Here is a 21,875-nt window from a genome sequence, read left to right as displayed (position 1 = left end):
TAAAATCTAAGGAGTTTCAAATGGCAGCATCAACTTTCTTTATCCCTCCAGTGAATAAAATCGGTATGGGGTGCATGACTGAAGCCGTCGAATTAATGAAAAACTACGGCCACAGACAGGCTTTGATTGTCACTGACCGCGTGTTAAACGAGATTGGTGTTGTTGGAAACGTTCAGGCTTTGCTGGCCGATGTTGGGATAAAAAGTGCAATTTATGCTGGAACAAATCCAAATCCAACTACGATTAATGTTGGGGAAGGTTTGGAAATTCTGCGCCAGCATAACTGTGATTGTGTGATCTCTTTAGGTGGTGGTTCACCGCATGATTGTGCAAAAGGTATCGCGCTGGTGGCCGCTAATGGCGGAGATATTCGTGATTATGAAGGAGTTGATCGTTCGGCTAAACCACAACTCCCTTTGATTGCCATCAATACCACTGCGGGAACAGCTTCTGAAATGACACGCTTCTGTATTATTACAGATGTTGAACGTCATATCAAAATGGCCATTGTGGATAAAAATGTAACGCCCATTTTGTCAGTCAATGATCCTGCATTGATGGCAGGGATGCCAAAAGGATTGACTGCCGCAACAGGAATGGATGCATTGACGCATGCGATTGAGGCTTATGTCTCTACGGCGGCAAACCCTATCACGGATGCCTGCGCGTTGAAAGCGGTGACAATGATTAGCCATTATTTACGCCGTGCGGTCGAAGATGGCAATGATATGGAAGCGCGTGAGAATATGGCTTATGCCCAGTTCTTGGCTGGCATGGCATTCAATAATGCCTCTTTGGGATATGTCCATGCTATGGCACACCAGTTAGGGGGATTTTATGATTTGCCACACGGGGTCTGCAATGCGGTTTTATTGCCACATGTACAGAGATTCAATGCAAAAGTTTCTGCTGCTCGTCTGAGCGATATTGCGGCGGCTATGGGCGTTGAGGTTGGTGCTTTAAACGATACGCAAGGTGCTGAAGCTTGTATCCATGCAATCAGTGAATTGGCAAAAGATGTGAATATTCCGTCAGGTTTGTCTGCGTTGCATGTAAAAGAGGAAGATTTGCCAATATTAGCAACTAATGCGTTGAAAGATGCCTGTGGTTTCACCAATCCCATTCAGGCATCACATGAAGAAATCGTTGCTATCTTTAAGGCAGCAATGTGATTCACTGAGTAGTGGTTTTTAAGCACTGAATGTTCTTCACATCATGATCCACTGACAAGTCCTATTATTTTCTACGGGATTTGTCAGTGGGTTGAAATACTTAATGAAATGTTATGTTCTTCCTTTCAGGCCTACTGTGGCTTTACTCCATATACCGGATGAAAATATCGTCTTCTACTATCACCATTATGCTTTACATGATCCATATGATTGTTCGGTGAAGTGTTCGAGTTAAATCCCTACGCAACATTCTTCTTGTAAGAAGTTGATCAGATTTCCCAAGTGTTGATAATCAGGTATACATACGATAGTACGGCTGTGTTTCGCTTGACGGATTAGTCCGACCTTCACCATACGGTTAAGATGATGTGACAGTGTCGAAGGAGGAATATCCAAAGCTTTCTGAATTTCCCCTACCGAGGCTCCCTGATGACCAGCCTTGACTAAAAAGCGAAATATAGCTAATCGGTGACTATTCCCTAGTTCCGCCAGACTTGCTGCGACTTCTTCGTGTTTCATACGCGTCTCTGAATCCAAAATTCTATGTTTCTAGAAATATACTTGACAGGAATTGCAATGGCAATCTATCATCCTGAATATTTCCATATTACTAGAAATATAGGTATATAAGGATCTGGTATGTCTTCTCAATTACAAGAAACCCTAAACATGTTTGTCTTCCTCGCCATAGAGTTATCAGCCTTGTTTATTGGTATCAGTTTGTTGGTTGGTATTCTCCAGCAGCATATACCTCCATCCAGGGTAGAAGCGTTACTGAGTGCTAACCGGAAAAGGGGATATTTTCTGGCTGCTGCCCTCGGTTCTATCACTCCTTTCTGTAGTTGCTCGACTATTCCTATGTTGAAAGGGCTAATTCGCGCCAAAGCTGGTTTTGGTCCAATGATGGTATTTTTATTTTCTTCTCCGCTATTGAACCCCATCATCGTTGTATTGTTTGTTGCTACTTTTGGTCTGACGCTAACAGCCATTTACGTACTATCTGCCTTTCTGGTCTCATTGGGTGCCGGATGGTTGCTACAAGTATTAGGATTTGAACGTTATGTACGCCACGAAGAGACATCGGGTTGCGGAGTTTCTGGAAGTAGTTGCGACGTTAAGCCAGCAATGTCAAACAGTTGTGAATCAATGGCAGCTCCCTGTTGTTCTGTTACCCAGATGACCACGCAATCTACAAGTTGCTGCGATAGCCAACCTACTAAAGCGGTTCGTCCAAAAAGTAGATATAGCGGTTTGTGGCAGGAAGCTTGGGCAGATTTTAAGAGTGTACTTCCGTATTTATTCATCGGTATAGCAATAGGCAGTGTGATCTATGGCTATATTCCTACTAGTCTGCTTGAAAAATATGCTGGTTCAGATAATCCTTTTGCAATCCCAGTTGCTTCTGTCATTGGAATACCACTGTATCTTCGAGCCGAAGCATTGATACCGCTTTCAGCAGCTTTGATGACGAAAGGAGTTAGTGCCGGAGCGATTCTGGCATTAATTATCGGTGGTGCCGGCGCCAGCCTGACTGAGCTGATTTTATTACGCTCCCTATTCACATTTAAACTCTTGGCGGCCTTTGTCGCTGTTATTCTTGCTATGGCAATGATCGCAGGTTACACGGCTTTACTATTTTTCTGAATGTTCATCAAATAAACGTATTAGGCCGATCGTTATTAAAATTATGTCAGAGCTAAGGTTGGGTTTTATTAGAGGTTATAGAATAGAATGATGAAAACCAAAGAAAAACAATTGCTTCAGCGAGTTGAAAATGTACAGAATTACTACGGTACAACGCTTTCGAGCAAGGAAGACCTGGTAACTAATGTTTGCACTGTAGATAAACCACCTTCTGATGAGATCAAAGCTTTATTAAAGTTAATCCACCCAGATGTGCAGCAGCGCTTTTATGGCTGTGGCACTCCTTTTCCCCCGTTGCTGGTTGGAGCAACTGTGTTGGATTTAGGCTGTGGTGGCGGGAGAGATTGCTTCATTTTATCCAAGTTGGTAGGAGAAAAAGGGAAGGTTATCGGTGTGGATGCTACTCCTGAGCAAATTGAATTTGCCAAGAGCTACGTTGAATACCACCGTGAAGCCTATGGCTATAATGAAAGTAATGTACATTTTATACACGGTAATATTGAGTCTTTGGATTTACTCAGTTTACCGCCAATTAATTTACTGCCGAATAGTATCGATGTCATAGTTTCCAATTGTGTCATTAACCTAGCTACTGCAAAACCTGATGTACTTAAAGGAATTGCTCAGTTGCTCAAACCTGGCGGCGAAATTTATTTTGCTGATATTTTCTCTGATCGCAGACTTTCCCAGGAGTTGAAAAATGATCCGTTGCTGATTGGCGAATGTATTGGTGATGTCTTGTATTATGGCGACTTTGTGCGAATAGCGCGTGAGGCAGGTTTTCGGGATATACGAATTGTTGCAAGCAACCTAAAGACTATTCGCAACAAACCTATTGAAGAAAAATTGGGGGGCGCAAGGCTGTACTCAATGACTCTCAGGTTATTCAAGATTGATCTGGAAGATAGTTGTGAAGATTATGGTCAAGTCGCCATATACAAAGGTAATCTTCCTGATGCTCCTGTTCGCTTTATGTTTGATCAAGAACATGTATTTGAAGCTGGGAAAGCGATGCCAATATGTCGGAATACGGCAGATATCATTTGTCAAAGTCGATACCATAACTTATTTAGTGTGATTGGTGAAGGCCGTACGCATTATGGAATTTTTAATTGTGGAACAGGAACAGCTTCAAATAACTCTGTCGTTTCAGTTGAGGTTCCCATAAGCGCATCAGGTGGTTGTGGTTGTTAAATAAAGTACATAGGATCCTCTAATAGGATAGCGAGAAGCCACTTCTTATTATAGCTAGTATATATAGCTTGGCGAAGTGGCTGTTATTTTTCGAAGCTGTTATTCCTGTGCCGAAAATTATTCCTTGGCTGAATGCCGCTCCCGCAATCGACGAATAATACAACTAAGATCGAGCTTTTGATCCTGGAGTAAAACCAGCAGATGATAGAGCAAATCTGCGGCTTCGTTAGTCAATTCTTCCCTATCATTGACTGTTGCCGCTAGTGCGGTCTCGACGCCTTCCTCGCCCACTTTTTGGGCGATGCGTTTTGTTCCGCTGGCATATAAACGAGCCGTGTAGGAACTGTCTGGCGAGGCATTTTTTCGGCTTGCCAGTAATTGTTCCAATTCATAGAGAAAACCCCATTCAGTTTGTGCAGGAGCAAAACAGCTTTCACTGCCTGTATGACAGGTGGGGCCAATAGGATCGACTAAGGCTAGCAGGGTATCGTTGTCACAGTCGGGATAGATACCGACCAGATTCAAAAAGTGGCCGGAGCTTTCGCCTTTTGTCCATAACCGCTGTTTAGTACGGGAAAAAAAAGTGACTTTGCCAGAATGAAGTGTCACATTCAGTGCTTCTTGATTCATATAACCCATCATTAACACGGTTCCTGAGGTGGCATGTTGGACGATGACGGGCATCAGATTATCCACTTTTTGCCAATCCAGCTTCCCCATTTCTTGGGGGGTTAATTGTCGTGCTGTCAACATGTTCTAACCTCGACACCCTGTGTAGCCAGATATTGTTTAAGTTCACAGATATTAATGATCTGCTTGTGAAAAACCGAGGCAGCTAAAGCACCATCAACATTTGCCAATTGAAAAGCATCAAGGAAATGTTCCGGTATTCCAGCGCCTCCAGATGCAATTAATGGTACAGAACAGACATCACGTACTAATTTCAGTTGGGTCAGATCATAACCATTACGGACACCATCCTGGTTCATCATATTCAGGACAATTTCACCTGCACCGCGTTGTTGAACTTCTTTGATCCAATCCAATGTTTGCCAGCGTGTTGCGGTTGTGCGCTTTTCATCCCCTGTAAATTGGTAAACTTGATAACTGTTAGTGTTCTCATCAAACCATGTATCAATACCCACGACGACACATTGCACACCGTAGCGATCAGCCAGACGGTTAATTAAACCTGGATCAGTCAAGGCTGGGGAATTGATAGAAATTTTATCTGCACCGAATGTTAAAATTTGTCCCGCTTCTTCGACGGTCTTAATACCACCGGCTACGCAGAAAGGAATGTCGATAACTTCTGCGACCTTTGCCACCCAGCTTTTATCGACCATACGGCCATCGGAGGAAGCGGTAATATCGTAAAAGACTAATTCATCAGCTCCCTCCTGGGCATAACGCTGTGCGAGAGGAACAATATCACCAATAATTTCATGGTTACGGAATTGTACGCCTTTGACAACTTGTCCATCACGGACATCCAGACAGGGAATTATGCGTTTTGCCAACATTGGATAGCCTCCGTCAGGGTAAATTTTCCTTCCAGTAATGCGCGCCCAACAATGACACCCGTCACACCAGAAGCAGGAAGAGGAGAGATATCGGTGAGATTGCCAATACCGCCAGAGGCTTGAAATTGGATTTGTGGATATTGCTGGCTGATTTCCTGATAGAGCGCGATATTAGAGCCGCTTAATGTGCCATCACGGGAAATATCGGTACATAAAACATGTTTGAGTCCAACAGGGAGGTACTGTTCAATGACATACTCAAGGGTAGTGTTGCTGTTTTCTTGCCAACCACTAATAGCAACTTGTTTTATCCCATCTGTATTGATACGAACGTCCAGTGCCAGCACGATTGCCTCTGCCCCGTAGTTTTGCAACCATTGTTTGATTAATTCAGGCCGTGTAATTGCAGTGGAACCAATGACAACTCGGCTTGCACCTGCTTCAAGCAGGGTTTTTATATCTGCCTCTGAACGAATTCCGCCGCCAACTTGAACGGGCACAGTAACACCTGCCAGTAGCGCTTTTAAGAGGACAACTTGGCGTTTGGCCGGATCTTTTGCACCAGTCAGATCGACTAAATGCAGTAACTTAGCGCCTTCCTGTTCATATTGCTGTAAGCGAGAAAGCGGAGAGCTGCCATAATCCCGACGTTGGTCATAATCTCCCTGATGCAAACGCACCACATTGCCATCGATTAAATCTAATGCAGGTATGATCATGCGATTACATCTCCAAAAAGTTTTTTAGTAGCTGTGCGCCTGCTGCCCCTGAGCGTTCAGGATGGAATTGCACTCCAAAGAAATTGTTTTTTGCAATGGCGCTACTAAATGTATTGCCATATTCAGTTTGGGCAATCGTATATTCACCGACAGGCAGGGCATAACTGTGAACAAAATAGAAACGGGAATTATCTGCAATATGGCGAAACAGTGGATTACCTGTCTGTGCTTGCACTTGATTCCAGCCCATATGTGGCAATGGCAGATTTGCAGCCATTATTTTTTTGACAGGCGCGTCAATGAGCTGCAATAGAGGGATGTTACCTCCTTCCTCACCGACGCGAGCCAGCAATTGCATGCCGAGACAGATACCTAATACGGGTTGGGTAAGAGAATTAATCAAGGGAATTAATTGTCGTTGTTCAAGTTGTTTCATTGCGGCGGTTGCCGTTCCCACGCCTGGTAGAAATAGCTTATCGGCTGCTTGAACAACATCCGCGTCTAAACTCACTGTTGGCTCATAACCTAAGCGACGGATGGCATAGGTAACAGAAGCAAGGTTAGCGCAGCCTGTATCTAGAATAACAATGTTCATCATGGCTTCCTTCTATCGCCTTTCCTACAAAACACCTTTGGAACTCGGCAAAGTATCGCCTTCTACGCGAATGGCTTGGCGCAAAGTTCGGCCAAAGACTTTAAACAGGCTTTCTGCCCGATGGTGATCGTTCTTGCCTTTGGTTTTCAGGTGCAGGGTGCATCCCATGGTGTAAGAGAGAGAACGGAAAAAATGTTCGATCATTTCTGTACTCAAATCTCCAACCCGCTGGTGTTTAAATTCAGCTTTATATTCAAGATGTGGGCGACCGGAAATATCCAGAGCACAGCGAGCAAGGCATTCATCCATTGGCAGCATAAAACCAAATCTGGCAATGCCGCGTTTATCCCCCAATGCCTGCTTTAAAGCATCTCCTAGTGCAAGGCCGGTATCTTCAACCGTATGATGATCGTCAATATAGAGATCACCTTTGACCTGGATATTCATGCGGAAGCCGCCGTGAGTTGCGATTTGATCCAGCATATGGTCGAAAAAACCGACGCCTGTATTAATGCGACTATCTCCTTCACGATCCAGCCAAATTTCAATATCGATAATAGTTTCTTTGGTTTTTCGTACGACATGAGCATGACGATTTTTATGGGTCAATTCTTTGCCGATCAATTGTTCACCGATCAATTGCTCACAAATGGTTGTCCATCCCAGTGATGCGGGCTGGTAGCGGATGCCCCTGATCCCCATGTTTTGGGCTAATTGCAGATCGGTTTCCCGATCACCGATGACATAACTGTTGTCAGTATCGATAACATTGCCTGCCAGAAATTTTTGTACCAACCCAAGTTTGGGTTTACGGCAGTGGCAATTATCTTCTGGTTTGTGTGGGCAAATTAACACCTCTTCAAAATGGATACCCTGTGAGGTAAAAATTTGCATCATCAAGGCATGGGGTGGCTCAAAATCTGCCTGCGGAAAACTGGCCGTACCTAACCCGTCCTGATTCGTGATCATCACTAATGTATAATCGGCTTTTTGCAGGGCGAGTAAGGCAGGGATCACATCGGCTTCAAAAGCCAATTTATCAAGGCGATCAACTTGATAATCACTGGGTGGCTCGGTGATCAATGTTCCATCGCGGTCAATAAAAAGCATTTTCTGGCTCATGGATTTTCAGTTTCCTTGATTTGTTGAAGTTGGTTGGAAAGCGCACTAATGGCAAGAACCAACTGTTCACATTCATTCCGGTTGCCGATGGTAATGCGCAGGCAATTCGCTAATCCTGGTTGTTTACGCTGGTCACGCAAAATGATCCCTTGTTCCCATAGTGTCTTGAATACCAGCTCTGCATTAGTAAATTTCACCAAAATATAATTAGTTTCGCTTGGAAACACAGTGTCAACCAACGCCAATTGACTGAGTGCTTGCTGGAGATAAGCCCGATTGTTGGTGATCTCTGCCACCCGATTTCTCATTGTTGCAATGCCTGCTTCGGTTAATGCTTGTGCAGCGATATCAGCAACAGGCGTCGCCAGTGGATAAGGCGCAATCACTTTTAGCATCAGTGCGATGATATCGGCAGAGGCCAGCGTAAATCCACAACGTAATCCAGCCAAAGCAAAAGCTTTCGAGAGGGTTCGCAAAATAACTAAGTGGGGATAGTCTTGCAGCCAACGGGTGGTAACATGGGTAGCTGCGTGTTGTGGGCAAAATTCGATGTAGGCTTCGTCAATGGCAACGATGGCACGGTTACGGGCTAATTCAAGGATCTGGCGTAATGCCTCAGGATCAATCAGGTTGCCTGTTGGGTTGTTGGGGCTACAGATATAGATCAGCTTGACGCGATCCAGATTACTTTTGATAGCGGCAATATCAGGTTGCCAGTTGGCGCAGGCCGGGACTTTTTTCTGCTCTACACCGAAGGTTTCGGCACTAACGCTGTACATGCCATAGGTTGGCGGGCAAAACAGGACAGCATCGCGCCCTGGCTCGCAAAAAACGCGGATCAGCAGTTCGATAGATTCATCTGCGCCACGGCTGACAAGAACTTGCTCCGGTTGCAGGCCAGCATAATCGGCATAACGTTGAATGACTGTTGTGGGTTGGCATTCAGGATAGCGGTTGAGTGTATGTTCGGTGAGTTGGAAATTGGGTGCGATAGGATATTCATTCGCATTTAACCAAATATCACCACGACCACCCAGACGGCGGGCAGACATATAAGGGACTAATTTGCGAACGTTTTCTCTTGCCAATGAATTGATATCAAAAACCGTACTCATGATTGTTCCTTAATTTTTTATGGTTATCAGACCCTGTGGTTCTCAGTCTGCGTTATTCAAGGCTGTTATACGTAAGGTAACAGCATTTTTGTGCGCAATAAGTTGTTCTGCCTGTGCCAGTGTTTCGATAGTGGGGGCGAGTTTTTGTAATCCTTGCGGAGTAAGCCGCTGGACGGTCATTCGTTTCAGGAAATCAGCCAGGCCGAGGCTGGAATAGGTTGAAGTATAGCCGTAGGTAGGCAGAACGTGATTGGTGCCGGAAGCGTAATCTCCGGCGGATTCAGGCGACCAGTCACCCAGAAAAATAGAGCCGGCGTTGGTAATCTGCTCAAGTAATTGCTCAGGCTGACGAGTTTGAATGATCAAGTGTTCTGGACCATATTGGTTACTGATTGTCACGCATTGATCGAGATCTTGAGCAATAATTATCCGACTGGCTTGCAAGGCCTGGATTGCAATCTGTTGACGTGGCAAGGCCATAAGTTGGGTTTCAATTTCACGGATAACCTTTTTAGCCAAATTTTCATCGGGGGTGAGCAGTATCACTTGAGAATCAGGGCCGTGTTCTGCTTGTGAAAGCAGGTCTGCTGCCGTAAATATGGGATTGGCTCCGCTATCAGCGATAACCAATACTTCGGATGGACCTGCGGGCATGTCGATCGCGGCACCGTCAATCTGTTGGCTGACCTGACGTTTGGCTTCTGTTACCCACGCATTTCCGGGGCCAAAAATTTTATCTACTTTGGGAACGGATTCTGTTCCGAATGCCATTGCGGCAATCGCCTGAGCACCACCGATTTGAAATATTTCGCTGATCCCACACAGTTGGGCCGCATAGAGTATTTCATCGGCAATAGGGGGGGGGGAACACAAGATAACTCTACGGCAACCTGCAATGTTGGCTGGCGTACCTAACATTAATGCCGTTGAGGGCAGGGGAGCAGAGCCACCGGGAATATAGAGTCCAACAGAATCTATTGGGCGTGTAACTTGTTGGCAGCGAACTCCTGGTAGTGTTTCGATGTCAACTGCTGCTGGTTTTTGTGCCTCATGGAATTGACGGATATTGCTCATAGCGTGTTGCATGGCCTGTTTGATTTCTGGAGTCAGGCGAGCGGCTGCGGCATCCACTTCATCGGCTGAGATTTGGATGGTTTCAACCATTGTTTTGTCGAAGCGTTGGCTGAACTCTTGCAATGCCTGGTCGCCCCGTGTTTTGACTGTTTCCAAAATCTGTTTAACTGTGCCGGAAATATCGTCGGATGCAGCAATAGCCGGACGGGTCAGCAATATTTTTTGTTGTTCTGGCGTACATGATTGCCAGCGAATGATGGTTTTAAAAGGAGTGCTCATCAAGGTTACTCCATCATTTTTTCAATTGGCAGAACCAAAATAGAACTGGCACCTAATGCCTTGAGTTTTTCCATCGTTTCCCAGAAAAGGGTTTCACTACTGACCATATGCATAGCTACGCGGTTTTGTGCGCCTGCCAGTGGCAAAATAGTGGGGCGTTCTGCGCCTGGCAGCAGGGATATAATCGCTTCCAATTTGTTGCTGGGAGCATGCAGCATGATGTATTTGGATTCTCGTGCCTGAATGACGCCTTGGATGCGGAGCATCAATTTATCAATAAGCTGCTGTTTGGCTTCTGGCATTTCTCCATCACGCTGGATCAAACAGGCTTTTGAGCGATAAATAACTTCTACTTCTCGTAAGCCATTGGCTTCCAACGTGGCACCGGTGGAAACTAAATCACAAATAGCATCTGCAAGCCCTGCACGGGGGGCAACCTCGACTGAACCATTGAGAAGGCAAGGTTTGAAATGAATATTTTTTTGGTCTAAATAACGTTTCAATAAGTGTGGGTAAGAGGTTGCGATACGGGCGTCTTGCAAGCACTCCACGCCGGTATAATCGCAATCAAAAGGCGTTGCCAGAGACAGCCGGCAATCGCCAAAATCGAGGCGGCGCAATGTCAGATAGCGGGGATCTTCTCCTTGTGCCTGGCGCGTCAGTAACTCTTCTTCAAGTACGTTTTCCCCAATAATGCCCAGATCGACAACGCCATCTATCACCAGGCCCGGAATATCATCATCGCGGACACGCAGAATGTCGATAGGCATATTTTCAGCGAATGCGATCAGGCGCTGTTGCTGTAAGTTAATTTTGATACCGCAACTTGCCAGTAAAGTTCTGGAGTCATCACTCAAACGACCCGATTTTTGCATGGCTATACGTAAGCGTGTTTTATCTAGCATGTTTTGTCCTATCTTAAGATTTAGTCAGTCATTAATTTGCAGAAATCAAACATAAAAAAACCCTCGGAAGTTCTTCCGAGGGTTTTTTATCGTATTCACTCCACCGGAAGACGGGTCAAATGTCTTCCAGCACACAGCAGCCTGAAAGACTAGTCAGGATGATGGTGGTGATGGTTAAATTGAATACGGTTCATATATACGAGCTCTCTATTATTTATTTTTCTACAAGAAACATGGTGTACTGAATAATGGCTGTACGTAATGCTATGTTTATGATTAAGGGTTGGTTGCTTGTTGTTTAACCTATACGATCTTGTGTATAAAAAGCAAACTCTTTTTTAAAGAAGAGGTTTTTTTTGTATTAACATATTGTTTTCAATCGCTTTTGGGAGGATATAGTGAAAAAAGTTTCTATTATTGGATTAGGGTGGTTAGGAATACCATTAGCACAAGCACTACAAAGTGAAGGAATGCAGGTAGTTGGGAGTAAAACAACGCCAGATGGTGTTGAAGCGGTGTGTATGTGTGGGGTGGATTGTTACCAGCTAAACTTGGCGCCTCAGATTGTTTGCGATGCGGATGATCTTGATCAACTGATGTCTGTTGATGTGCTGGTTTTGACACTGCCCGTTAGTGGTGTTGCGGGTGGTGGGAAGGAATATATAAAAGCAGTGCAACTGGTTGTTGATACAGCACTTTCATATTCGGTTCCACGGATTATTTTCACTAGTTCTACTTCAGTTTATGGTTCATCTGCGGGTTATCTCAATGAAGATAACCCCGTGTGTCCCGAAACTGAATCAGCCAAGGCACTGGTTGAATTGGAAAACTGGCTGCATCAATTGCCCAATACGTCGGTCGATATCTTACGCTTGGCTGGCTTGGTAGGCAGTGGACGCCACGCAGGGCGTTTTCTCGCTGGAAAGAAGGCACTCAGCGGAGGAGAAGATGCGGTCAATTTGGTACATCAAGATGATGCTATTGCTGCTATTAAGCTTCTTATTCAACAACCAGAAGGCGGGCATCTTTTTAATTTGTGTGCGCCGATCCACCCGAAAAGAGCAAAGTTTTATCAATCAGCCAGTCGCCAGCTCGATCTGACACCGCCAGAATTTTTACAGCCAGAAAGAGCAGAAAGCGAAAGTAAGGTAGAGAAAATTGTTGATGGTAGCCGTATTTGTCGGGAGCTAGGGTTTAGGTATCAGTTCCCCGATCCCGACAGAATGCCAATGAGTTAATGAAATCACAAGTAAAACATTAGCTTATTTCTATCATAACAATCTTTCTGAAAGCGGGCCTTTCGGTCAACAATTGATACCAACGATCTAAATTTGGCAGAGATGGGCGCTCTATTTCTACGTTTAACCATAAATAGGCCAGTGGTGCTAAGGCAATATCAGCCATACCAAATTTGTCACCGGAAAGGTACTGCTGATTGCTTAGTGTGTCATCGACCATTTTCAGTAATTTTTCAATCTCGGCTAAAACTTGGGCGATGATTTTGGGATCACGTTGATCTGCCGGTGTTCTGATAAAGCTGATCATAAATTGTTTAATAGGAGGGAAAAGATTGCAGCCTACCCAGTCCATCCACTTCTCAACACTGGCTCTTTCTTGAAGATCGGCTGGGTAAAGACTGTCTTTGCCAAATTTCGCAGCAATGTAACGAACAATGGTGTTGGATTCCCATAAGATAAAATCGTCTTCTTGCAAACAAGGAATAACTGCATTGGGGTTCATACGCAGATATTCAGGATCGTTGAGTTTGCCAAATTTACCACCAACATCAATTTGTTGATATGGCACATTCAGTTCTTCCAGACACCAAAGCACTTTTTTCACGTTTGATGAATTTTTACGGCCCCAAATTGTCAACATCATTTTCTCCTTAATGTCAGTCTATTTTTAACGATTGATAATATGGCAATAAAACGAGTTGAATGACAGAAAAATCTTTACGTTATTAGGTTGGAGTCTTCTCTTATAACATCCTATATTAATAGAGTTTTAGCAGAGAAAAAGGGCGAACGATGATGAAAAAAAGGCAGCAAATACCGATAATTAAATCTTTTACCTTTGGCCTGAGTGTTTTTTGGTTGGCGAGTATCAATGTATATGCAATAGAACAGCCCGCCGCACCTGAAATTGATGCAAAAGCCTATGTATTAATGGATTATGCCAGTGGAAAAATTCTGGCTTCAAATAACGCCGATGAGCGGTTAGATCCTGCCAGCCTGACGAAGATAATGACCAGCTATGTCGTAGGACAAGCGATCAAATCAGGGAAAATTGCTACAGAAGATTGGGTAACTGTTGGTAAAGATGCCTGGGCTACTGGGAATCCAATACTTAAGGGCTCATCGCTGATGTTTTTGAAACCGGGTGACAGGGTTAAAGTGATTGATCTGAACCGTGGGGTTGTTATCCAATCTGGTAATGATGCCAGTATTGCACTTGCTGATTATGTTGCGGGCAGTCAGGACGCTTTCGTTGATTTGATGAATAAGTACTCAGAAACACTAAAATTGACGAACACTCATTTCAAAACAGTGCATGGCCTGGATGCAGCAGGGCAGTATAGTACCGCTCATGATATGGCGCTTTTAAGTCAAGCCATGATCCGTGATGTGCCGGAAGAATACGCTCTGAATAAAGAGAAAGAATTCACTTTTAACAATATCCGCCAACCTAATCGCAATCGCCTGTTGTGGAATAAAAACATGGAAGTGGATGGCATCAAAACCGGACACACCAGTGGTGCAGGTTATAATCTTGTAGCATCCGCAATCGAAGGGCCAATGCGTCTGATTTCAGTGGTATTAGGCGCTCCGAGTGATCGGGTACGTTTTTCTGACAGTGAAAAACTTTTGTCATGGGGATTTCGTTTTTATGAATCGGCGACACTGTTGAAGGCCAGTGATACTTTGGTGACAGAGAAAGTATGGTACGGAACTCGCCCAGAAGTCGCATTGGGAGTGGAAAAAGATGCTTCCGTGATAGTTCCCCGTGGACAAGGTGCGAATTTGAAAGCGAGCTTTACCCTGAATAATGCCTCGCTTGAGGCACCACTAGCTCAGAACCAAGTGGTGGGTACAGTGAACTTCCTGCTAAACGATAAAGTCATTGACCAGCGTCCATTGGTTGTTAAAGAAGCGGTAGAAGAAAGCGGTTTCTTGGGTCGTATGTGGGATTTCGTTGTAAAAACGGTTAGTGGCTGGTTTAACTCGATCTTTGGTTGATATAGCGGCTAGCATTTAAATGAAAAAAATGCCAGTCGGTCTTTTGATGACTGGCATTTTTTTAGGTGTTACTGTTGAAGAAAGCAGCGTATGGATTTTGATTACATAACTGAGTAAATTGCTGCTGAAATAGCAATTGAGCCGATGACAATAACAAAAATATTGCTTGGCTTACCTGCATATTTGCGCATAGCGGGAACTTTTTTGATTGCGTACATTGGCATGATAAACAAGATCATCGCAATAATTGGTCCACCGAGTGATTCAATGATGTTCAGGATGCTTGGATTAAGTGTAGCGACGATCCAAGCACTGACTAGCATAAAGAGACTAGTGATACGATTCAGCGTCTTGTGCTGAATCGTTTTGCCTTTCGTGTTCATCATTGCTTTGTTTACAATGCCGTTAAAGCCTTCACGGGCACCCAGATAGTGGCCGAGGAAAGACTTGGTAATGGCAATAAAAGCGATAAATGGCGCAATATATTCAATAGTTGGTACACGGAAGTGGTTAGCCAGATAGGACAGAATAGTGATGTTCTGTGCTTTTGCTTCTGCCAGGTTTTCCGGTGATAAGCTCAGTACGCAACTGAAAACAAAGAACATGACTGTCAGCACCATCATGATATGGGCATAGGCCAGAATGCGTGAACATTTTTTCTCTGCATGCTCACCATATTCTTCACGTTTTGCAACTGCGAATGCTGAGATGATTGGGGAATGGTTAAAAGAGAAAACCATAACAGGGATTGCCAGCCACAGGGTAAATAATAAGCCGTTATTGCTGGTGACAGACATGGCACTGTCCTGAGACAGGCTATCGAAAATAGTCGTGTTCCAGTGAGGAATTAAGTACAAGGCCAACAGCATCAAAACGGTGACGAATGGGAATACCAATATACTCATAGCCTTAACGATGGCTTTTTCACCGAAACGGATAATACTCATTACACCAAGAAGCAATACCAATGCCAGTAATGCACGTGGCGGGGCATCAATCTGTAGCTGATGTACAAGAAAGCTCTCTACCGTATTGGTCAGTGCAACACTGTATACGAGCAGAATAGGATAAATCGCAAAAAAATAGAGAACGGTGATCAGAAAGCCGGCAACTTTACCAAAATGTTCTTCTACCACGCCGGTGATATCATCACCACTGCTTTTACCAGATAAAACAAAACGACACATTCCACGATGCGCAAAAAATGTCATAGGAAGAGCAAGAATCGTCATGATAATGAGTGGGATTAAACCACCAATACCTGCATTGATGGGAAGAAACAAAACGCCGGCACCAATCGCTGTGCCATATAATCCCAGCATCCATACTGTGTCTGATTTACGCCAGGTAGTGTGATTGCTTTTGCTGGAAGCAGAGGATGCTATCGAGCCTGCTTGAGATGTGTCCATAAGTATCTCCGAAATAACGCGGTAAAGTAAAATTTAAAAATTACTAAACCCGCACATTAATTAAATGCACGAGTTGGATTTTATATGAATAATAAGTTGTCAGATATTGCGTTGTCGTTTATCTAAACGTTTTTATTACTACACCTTTATTACTACATCCAAAAAACTTGACCCCAGACTTTTGGTAGGGGAAATATAGTTATTTTCAGTGAAATGTACCGTGATCACTCTCGCAATTGCAAGATTTATATAGAAAAGGAAGGATGTTAAAAATATTCGTCAAAATGTTGATTAAATATTAAGTAAAATAAAATGCAAATTTTGTTAAAGAATATATCATTATTTTTATTTAAATTCTAATATCTATCGGGTTTATTGCTTAATGATGTTTATATGTTAATGGTGTTTTCTTGTCTGGTGTTTGAATAACCTGAGATTGAATTATAAATGCCAATATTTTTCTCTTAATATCTCTCTGTTTGTCGTTTTGATTTTATTAATTCAATGATAGATAAGGGGATTTTAACTTCATCGCAAAGGATATACATTCTTTGACAGAAAATGTGTTTAGCATTGATATTACTTTAATAAGCGTTTAAGGATAAACAATTGTTGTGTATGAAGTTTGTTCTTTATCTCTATATTTATGAAGTAATGGTAATCGTTTTATAGTTATATATTGTTAAATATAACGAAGGGTTTTATTCTGAGATTTAAGCCACGATGAAGAGTCGAATAAATGTTAAGAAATTTCTTGAACAAGATAATGCCACTCTTTTTTTATGGTTATCAGTTACACCAGCCATATAGAGCTATATGACTGGTGCATATTCAGAATTGATTAATTTTTTACCCACCCTTTTTTGATAAAAAATGCGCAGAAGAATTGATAGAGTCGAGTCAGTTTGTTTTGTAAATGTTCTCCGTACTGGCTCCAAAATATTTGGGAAAAAGCACAGCCTAACAGGCTTACTAAAAATGCCCCAACCATATCGATTGGCCAGTGAACACCCACATAGACACGAGACCAGGCAATAGCACAGGCGATGGCCATCAGGCATAAACCTGACCAAACGCGGTGCCAAAATATAAATGCCAGGGCGAAAGTAAAGACTGCTGTGCCGTGATTACTCGGAAAAGATTCTGTAGGAGCATGGTAGAGAAAATTATAGCCAAAACCGTCAACAAATGGTCGGGCATGTGGAACAATCACCCCGATGATATAGGAGGTTGCTATGCCAAAGGCAAAAGCAATGCAGGATTTACTGACAACGGCGCGTTGAGATGTGATGGCTTGTTCTTTTCCCCAAAGCCAGCAAATGACCAATGTGGCAGGGTAAATAAATACGCAATATTTCGCTATAAAGATGGCAAGCGAGATCATTGCTGGTGGTGAACCCGGTGTTGCATTGATAAAAGTAAACAAATTGTGGTTAAGTTGTTCTAGCAAAGTCAGCCTCACAAGCGAGATATTTACGTAAACAGGGTGATTTTATTTAATGCTTGTTGATGTTGCATGAGTAAATAATATAGGGATTGTAATAATAATGAAAGATAACTGCTATCTTGCAAGTCGCTCGTGACTAACAAAAAACCCGATAGTCTTTAACCAAAGTGGATGACTATCGGGCCCTCAATATGGGGGACATCAAAGAAAAGCAGTGGCAATAATTAAGACTGTATTATGATGTGAAAGTTCTCATCCTTGGGAAAAAATTGCAAAAATTTTTTCAAGAAGGGAACGTTTTTTCGAAGGTTAAGGCACCGCTATCCAGCAAAGGGACGGTTTCTGGCTGGATAGCGTTTTTTTTTCGACGACTGATTTTATCACTAATTATTGGGTTCTGTTATTTGTACAGTTCCAGATTTTCTTTGGCATAAGCTTCAAAATCAGTGCAGCCACCGATATGTTTCTCGTCAATGAAGATCTGGGGAACCGTCTCAACAGGTTTACCCACCGTTTTTGATAAGTCGTTTTTGGTGATGTTTTCAGCCCAGATATCGACATAGCGATAATCAAAATCGTCGCGCTCGTTTTTTAGTTTTTCAGCGAGTTCTTTGGCGCGAACGCAATAAGGACAACCAGGGCGGCCAAAAATGACAGTGTACATACAAGCTCCTTAGTGGTAATGATAATGAATTTCATAGGATGTCATCTGGAGCCACTATGCCTGTAAGTATTCATAAAAAAAAGCAGGAATTGCCTTTTGTTGTAATTAGTCCTGCCAATAAGCGGAATTCAGGTATGATAGGCTCACCAATTAACAGAAATCTATTGAGTAACGGAAAGTCTATTTTTAGGCCGAAACAGACTAAAGAATGAAAATGAATCCATCAAAAGAGATGCGCTCATTGGCTGACATGCCTAAGTTAGTCATTTTATTGGAAGTATTGGGAGTGGGACTGTTGGTTCTGTCTTACTTGTCAATAACTGATAGCATAATTCTATCACCTTTATTAATGACGACAGAAGCACACATTGCTATGATTTTATTGGGTATCGGTTGCTTGATACCAGCGGCTATCCATATTATCTGGCGTGCAGTTTATAATCTTTCCTTTTTGGGAATTGATCATAAGAAAGCGGATAAAAACCATCAGATTGTCACTGATGATGAGAAAAATAAAATAGGTTAATTATTGTACATGCGACTGCTTGCTGGGAATTTCCCTGTGGTAGTATGTGTCACTTCCCAGTCATATGAGGTTAATTCGATGGATTCTATGGTTATTCCCGATTTGTCAATTTTGCGTACGTGGCTTGAACAGCTCAAGATTTCTTATTTTGAGAATGATTCAGGCTCAGTCTTGCATTTGCCTCATATGCAGAATATTGATGGCTTGTTTGATGCCAAGATCGATCTGTTGGGTGATGTAGTACTATTTTCTGCTTTGGCCGAAGTCAGGCCAACTGCGATAATTCCATTGGTTGCTAATTTGAGTCAGATTAATGCTTGCTCTCTTACTGTGAAGGCATTTATTGATGTTCAGGATGAAAGTTTACCTAAGTTGATTGTTTGTCAGGCTTTCCCTATCGCTGCCGGGATGACTTTCAAACAATTCTCCAATTTTATGCAGCAGGGTGAAGAACAAATTGCGAATGTGATTTTTGAAATTCACAGTAATAATTTTCTCTATGTCAACCATGATATGGAAAGTGATATGGAAAGTGAGATGGAAGTTGAAGTTGAAGATGAAGATGAAGAACCCTTAACTTCAACGAAAACATCAACATTTACTTTGCACTAATATTTTTTTGATACGGTTTTTTACGATGCAATGTGCGCAGCATACCGCGGGGCATTGTCACTCCTGTCAGTGGCTCAATAAGTCCTATTCACAGCAATTATTTGATAAGCAACAACATTTAAAGCAACTTTTACAGGAAGGATCAGTAATACATTGGTTGTCGCCAGTAACCAGCAAAACAAGTGAGTTCCGTAATAAAGCCAAGATGGTCGTCAGCGGCAGTGTTGAGCGTCCACTGCTTGGTATGTTGCATCGTGATGGCAGAACGGTGGATCTTTGTGACTGCCCGCTGTATCCAAAATACTTTCAGACGGTATTTGCAGTCATAAAAACATTTATTGCCAAAGCTGGCTTGGTTCCGTACAACGTTGAACGTAAGAAAGGAGAATTAAAATATATTCTTCTGACGGAAAGTCGCGCTAATGGCGAAATAATGCTGCGTTTTGTCTTGCGTTCGGAAACAAAGCTGATCCAATTAGAGCGCGCTTTGCCTTGGTTGCAGGAACAATTGCCACAAGCAACAGTGATTTCCGCTAATATTCAGCCAACCCATATGGCGATCCTGGAAGGTGAGAAGGAAATCATTTTTACCGAACGTAAGATGTTGCAGGAAACTTTTAACGGTATTCCGCTGTACATCCGCCCCCGCAGTTTTTTCCAGACAAATCCAAATATTGCCTCAGAGCTGTATGCAACAGCGGGGCGCTGGGTTAGGGAATTGAACATTAGCAATATGTGGGATCTGTTTTGCGGTGCTGGCGGTTTTGGTCTGCATTGTGCAGATAAAGGGACTCGACTGACAGGGATTGAGATCAGTGCTGAAGCAATTAGTTGTGCTAAAAGTTCTGCCAAAAGCCTGGGGCTGGAGCAGGTAGATTTTCAGGCACTGGATTCCACTCATTTTGCCCTTGATAAATCACAAATACCTGAGTTAGTTCTGGTAAACCCTCCTCGGAGAGGAATTGGTAAAGAGTTATGTGAATACCTTAGCCGGATGGCACCTAAATATGTGCTTTATTCGAGCTGTAATGCGCAGACGATGGCAAAAGATATCACTATGCTTAAACAATATCGAATAGAAAAAGTGCAGTTATTCGATATGTTCCCTCATACCGAACATTATGAAACATTGGCACTGTTAGTTCTTAATGTAAATTAATAACCTTATATCTTGGTTACCGTGATAACGATAAGTTATCACGGGCAGGAATGGTGAAATCAGATCATTGGGTGTGAATGCTGATTAATTGCGCTGTTCAAATGATAAGGCTCGTTGTTCAATCATACGCATCAGCAGTGTTAAAAGACCATTTATGCAGAGGTAAATAATCCCCGCAGCAATAAATACCGTTGCATCATAACTACGCCCAAATTGAAGCTGGCTATATCCCATGATGTCTAATAAGGTGATGGTACTGGCTAGTGAAGTGCTCTTGAAAATCAGCACAACTTCATTGGAATAGGAAGAGAGTGCTCGCTTAAAAGCATAAGGTAACAGAATGCGCATAGAATGCACTTTGGACATACCAAGAGCCTGGCAAGATTGCCATTGTCCGGCAGGAATGGCTTTGACAGCCCCGTAAAATAGCAAGGTTGAGTAGGCTGCACTATTCAATGTAAGTGTCATCATTGCACACAGCCACGGCTCTGACATAAGTTGCCATAACCACGGATACTCTTTAAGTGATGGAAATTGTCCCGGCCCGTAGTAAATCAGGAAAAACTGAACGAGGAGCGGGGTTCCGGTAAATAGTGTGATATAGCCTCTCACCAATTGAGAAAGTACAGGCCATTTCATTGTCAGGATCGTGGTCAAGACAATGGACAGTATGAATGCGACCAACAATGCTGAGAAAGTCAAACTGAGGCTGGTTTGCAAGCCGGATAAAATTTCCTGGATGTATTCAAACATTATGAAGCACTCCGTTCAAAATGGGTGGCGCGCATTTCAAGCTGTTTGAGAATAAATTGGCTGACCAGAGTAATTATCAGATAGATCACAGCAACAACCATATACCATGTAAACGGCTCCTGAGTTCGGGTGGCGATACTTTTTGTTTGTAACATCAGATCATTAACGCTGATTAACGAAACCAGTGCCGTATCTTTCAATAAGACCAGCCATTGATTACCAAGCCCTGGCAGGGCATGGCGCCACATTTGAGGCATAATCAAGCGAAAAAAGATGCGACTTTGGCTTAACCCCAGAGCTTGACCGGCTTCCCATTGCCCTGACGGAACCGCTTTTAATGCTCCCCGCAGCGTTTGTGAAGCATAAGCAGAATAGAGCAGAGACAGGGCAATAACACCGCACAGGAAAGGACTGACATCAAAGTTGTCAATTTCCATCTGTATTTTAAAGTGCCAGATAACAAGATTGATATCAAAACCTTCCGACAGTGTAATGAGGAGTTGTGAACTGCCAAAATAGATGAAGAGAACAACTAAAATTTCAGGCAATCCTCGGATCAAGGTAACCCAGCAAGAGCCTAAAAAAGCAATAGGTTTCCAGCGAATGGATTCCCATGCAGTCAACAACATTGCCAGAACTAAACCGACGACAAGCGAGGAAATGGCAAGGCCGACGGTAACTCCGGCGGCACTGATTAAAGAGTGGAGTTCATTCATTAGGATTG

General features: G+C 43.1%; 23 protein-coding genes and 1 other annotated feature. Of the genes, 8 read left to right on the top strand and 15 right to left on the bottom strand.

What is annotated here, in order from left to right; translation table 11 throughout:
* Nucleotides 1-20 precede the first annotated feature (20 nt).
* Nucleotides 21-1,172: an L-threonine dehydrogenase gene (gene yiaY, locus Xedl_RS38505; protein ID WP_074022468.1), complete on the top strand. Its 1,152-nt coding sequence runs from the start codon at nt 21-23 to the stop codon at nt 1,170-1,172.
* Between the two features lie 231 nt (nt 1,173-1,403).
* On the opposite strand, the gene Xedl_RS38510 is transcribed toward yiaY, so the two are convergent.
* Nucleotides 1,404-1,691 carry an ArsR/SmtB family transcription factor gene (locus tag Xedl_RS38510; protein ID WP_074022469.1) on the bottom strand — a complete coding sequence of 96 codons (288 nt, stop codon included), beginning with the start codon at nt 1,689-1,691 and terminating at the stop codon, nt 1,404-1,406.
* Nucleotides 1,692-1,811: 120 nt separating this feature from the next.
* On the opposite strand from Xedl_RS38510, the gene Xedl_RS38515 reads away from it, so the two are divergent.
* A complete protein-coding gene (locus Xedl_RS38515) occupies nt 1,812-2,816 on the top strand; it encodes a permease (protein ID WP_074022470.1) in 1,005 nt (334 codons plus the stop codon).
* A gap of 87 nt (nt 2,817-2,903) precedes the next feature.
* Nucleotides 2,904-4,010 (top strand): methyltransferase domain-containing protein, encoded by a 1,107-nt coding sequence (locus tag Xedl_RS38520; RefSeq protein ID WP_244149655.1) that lies wholly within the window; start codon nt 2,904-2,906, stop codon nt 4,008-4,010.
* 117 nt (nt 4,011-4,127) lie between these two features.
* Here Xedl_RS38520 and hisIE read toward each other — a convergent pair whose 3' ends face one another.
* From hisIE to hisG, 8 genes are read right to left on the bottom strand one after another with little or no spacing between them, the layout of a single operon-like run.
* Entirely contained in the window at nt 4,128-4,763 is a 636-nt protein-coding gene (gene hisIE / locus Xedl_RS38525) for a bifunctional phosphoribosyl-AMP cyclohydrolase/phosphoribosyl-ATP diphosphatase HisIE (protein WP_074022471.1), read from the bottom strand.
* Nucleotides 4,757-5,533, bottom strand: coding sequence for an imidazole glycerol phosphate synthase subunit HisF (hisF, locus tag Xedl_RS38530; protein ID WP_074022472.1), 777 nt, complete (start codon nt 5,531-5,533; stop codon nt 4,757-4,759). The genes hisIE and hisF overlap by 7 nt, the downstream gene beginning before the upstream one ends.
* Nucleotides 5,515-6,252: a 1-(5-phosphoribosyl)-5-[(5-phosphoribosylamino)methylideneamino]imidazole-4-carboxamide isomerase gene (gene hisA, locus Xedl_RS38535; RefSeq protein WP_074022473.1), complete on the bottom strand. Its 738-nt coding sequence runs from the start codon at nt 6,250-6,252 to the stop codon at nt 5,515-5,517. The genes hisF and hisA overlap by 19 nt, the downstream gene beginning before the upstream one ends.
* A gap of 4 nt (nt 6,253-6,256) precedes the next feature.
* Nucleotides 6,257-6,847, bottom strand: a complete 591-nt coding sequence (gene hisH / locus Xedl_RS38540; RefSeq protein ID WP_074022474.1) for an imidazole glycerol phosphate synthase subunit HisH — start codon at nt 6,845-6,847, stop codon at nt 6,257-6,259.
* A 24-nt stretch (nt 6,848-6,871) separates the two neighbouring features.
* Entirely contained in the window at nt 6,872-7,969 is a 1,098-nt protein-coding gene (gene hisB, locus Xedl_RS38545; protein WP_074022475.1) for a bifunctional histidinol-phosphatase/imidazoleglycerol-phosphate dehydratase HisB, read from the bottom strand.
* Entirely contained in the window at nt 7,966-9,084 is a 1,119-nt protein-coding gene (hisC, locus tag Xedl_RS38550; protein WP_074022476.1) for a histidinol-phosphate transaminase, read from the bottom strand. The genes hisB and hisC overlap by 4 nt, the downstream gene beginning before the upstream one ends.
* A gap of 42 nt (nt 9,085-9,126) precedes the next feature.
* Nucleotides 9,127-10,437, bottom strand: a complete 1,311-nt coding sequence (gene hisD / locus Xedl_RS38555) for a histidinol dehydrogenase (protein WP_074022477.1) — start codon at nt 10,435-10,437, stop codon at nt 9,127-9,129.
* A gap of 5 nt (nt 10,438-10,442) precedes the next feature.
* Nucleotides 10,443-11,342, bottom strand: coding sequence for an ATP phosphoribosyltransferase (gene hisG / locus Xedl_RS38560; RefSeq protein ID WP_074022478.1), 900 nt, complete (start codon nt 11,340-11,342; stop codon nt 10,443-10,445).
* 51 nt (nt 11,343-11,393) lie between these two features.
* Nucleotides 11,394-11,516: a sequence feature (His leader region), on the bottom strand.
* Nucleotides 11,517-11,740: 224 nt separating this feature from the next.
* On the opposite strand from hisG, the gene Xedl_RS38565 reads away from it, so the two are divergent.
* A complete protein-coding gene (locus Xedl_RS38565; RefSeq protein ID WP_074022479.1) occupies nt 11,741-12,580 on the top strand; it encodes an SDR family oxidoreductase in 840 nt (279 codons plus the stop codon).
* A gap of 19 nt (nt 12,581-12,599) precedes the next feature.
* On the opposite strand, the gene Xedl_RS38570 is transcribed toward Xedl_RS38565, so the two are convergent.
* Nucleotides 12,600-13,220 (bottom strand): glutathione S-transferase family protein, encoded by a 621-nt coding sequence (locus tag Xedl_RS38570; protein ID WP_074022480.1) that lies wholly within the window; start codon nt 13,218-13,220, stop codon nt 12,600-12,602.
* Nucleotides 13,221-13,372: 152 nt separating this feature from the next.
* On the opposite strand from Xedl_RS38570, the gene Xedl_RS38575 reads away from it, so the two are divergent.
* On the top strand, nt 13,373-14,581 hold the full coding sequence (locus Xedl_RS38575) for a serine hydrolase (RefSeq protein WP_074022481.1): 1,209 nt from the start codon (nt 13,373-13,375) through the stop codon (nt 14,579-14,581).
* A 101-nt stretch (nt 14,582-14,682) separates the two neighbouring features.
* Here the strand turns inward: Xedl_RS38575 and Xedl_RS38580 are convergent, their stop codons facing one another.
* The 3 genes from Xedl_RS38580 to Xedl_RS38590 all read right to left on the bottom strand — a co-directional run bounded on the left by Xedl_RS38580 (nt 14,683) and on the right by Xedl_RS38590 (nt 18,101).
* Complete coding sequence (locus tag Xedl_RS38580; RefSeq protein ID WP_074022482.1) at nt 14,683-15,990, bottom strand: HAAAP family serine/threonine permease; 1,308 nt, start codon at nt 15,988-15,990, stop codon at nt 14,683-14,685.
* Between the two features lie 841 nt (nt 15,991-16,831).
* The gene (gene ybjG, locus Xedl_RS38585; protein WP_074022483.1) at nt 16,832-17,440 is read right to left on the bottom strand and encodes an undecaprenyl-diphosphate phosphatase; all 609 of its coding nucleotides are present in this window, start codon (nt 17,438-17,440) and stop codon (nt 16,832-16,834) included.
* A gap of 397 nt (nt 17,441-17,837) precedes the next feature.
* Nucleotides 17,838-18,101, bottom strand: coding sequence for a GrxA family glutaredoxin (locus Xedl_RS38590; protein WP_074022484.1), 264 nt, complete (start codon nt 18,099-18,101; stop codon nt 17,838-17,840).
* A 208-nt stretch (nt 18,102-18,309) separates the two neighbouring features.
* Between Xedl_RS38590 and Xedl_RS38595 the strand changes: the two genes are divergently transcribed.
* The 3 genes from Xedl_RS38595 to rlmC all read left to right on the top strand — a co-directional run bounded on the left by Xedl_RS38595 (nt 18,310) and on the right by rlmC (nt 20,398).
* Nucleotides 18,310-18,627: a YbjC family protein gene (locus Xedl_RS38595; RefSeq protein WP_074022485.1), complete on the top strand. Its 318-nt coding sequence runs from the start codon at nt 18,310-18,312 to the stop codon at nt 18,625-18,627.
* Between the two features lie 78 nt (nt 18,628-18,705).
* On the top strand, nt 18,706-19,239 hold the full coding sequence (locus tag Xedl_RS38600) for a type III secretion system chaperone family protein (protein ID WP_074022486.1): 534 nt from the start codon (nt 18,706-18,708) through the stop codon (nt 19,237-19,239).
* A 25-nt stretch (nt 19,240-19,264) separates the two neighbouring features.
* Nucleotides 19,265-20,398 carry a 23S rRNA (uracil(747)-C(5))-methyltransferase RlmC gene (rlmC, locus tag Xedl_RS38605; RefSeq protein ID WP_074022487.1) on the top strand — a complete coding sequence of 378 codons (1,134 nt, stop codon included), beginning with the start codon at nt 19,265-19,267 and terminating at the stop codon, nt 20,396-20,398.
* An 84-nt stretch (nt 20,399-20,482) separates the two neighbouring features.
* On the opposite strand, the gene artM is transcribed toward rlmC, so the two are convergent.
* Both artM and artQ read right to left on the bottom strand, forming a co-directional pair.
* Nucleotides 20,483-21,151 (bottom strand): arginine ABC transporter permease ArtM, encoded by a 669-nt coding sequence (gene artM, locus Xedl_RS38610; RefSeq protein ID WP_074022488.1) that lies wholly within the window; start codon nt 21,149-21,151, stop codon nt 20,483-20,485.
* Nucleotides 21,151-21,867, bottom strand: a complete 717-nt coding sequence (artQ, locus tag Xedl_RS38615; RefSeq protein ID WP_074022489.1) for an arginine ABC transporter permease ArtQ — start codon at nt 21,865-21,867, stop codon at nt 21,151-21,153. Before artQ ends, artM begins: the two co-directional genes overlap by 1 nt.
* Nucleotides 21,868-21,875: the final 8 nt, after the last annotated feature.

Source organism: Xenorhabdus eapokensis, assembly GCF_001908105.1.
Note: the sequence above shows the minus strand (reverse complement) of the source record. Positions and strands in the feature narration are given on the sequence as shown.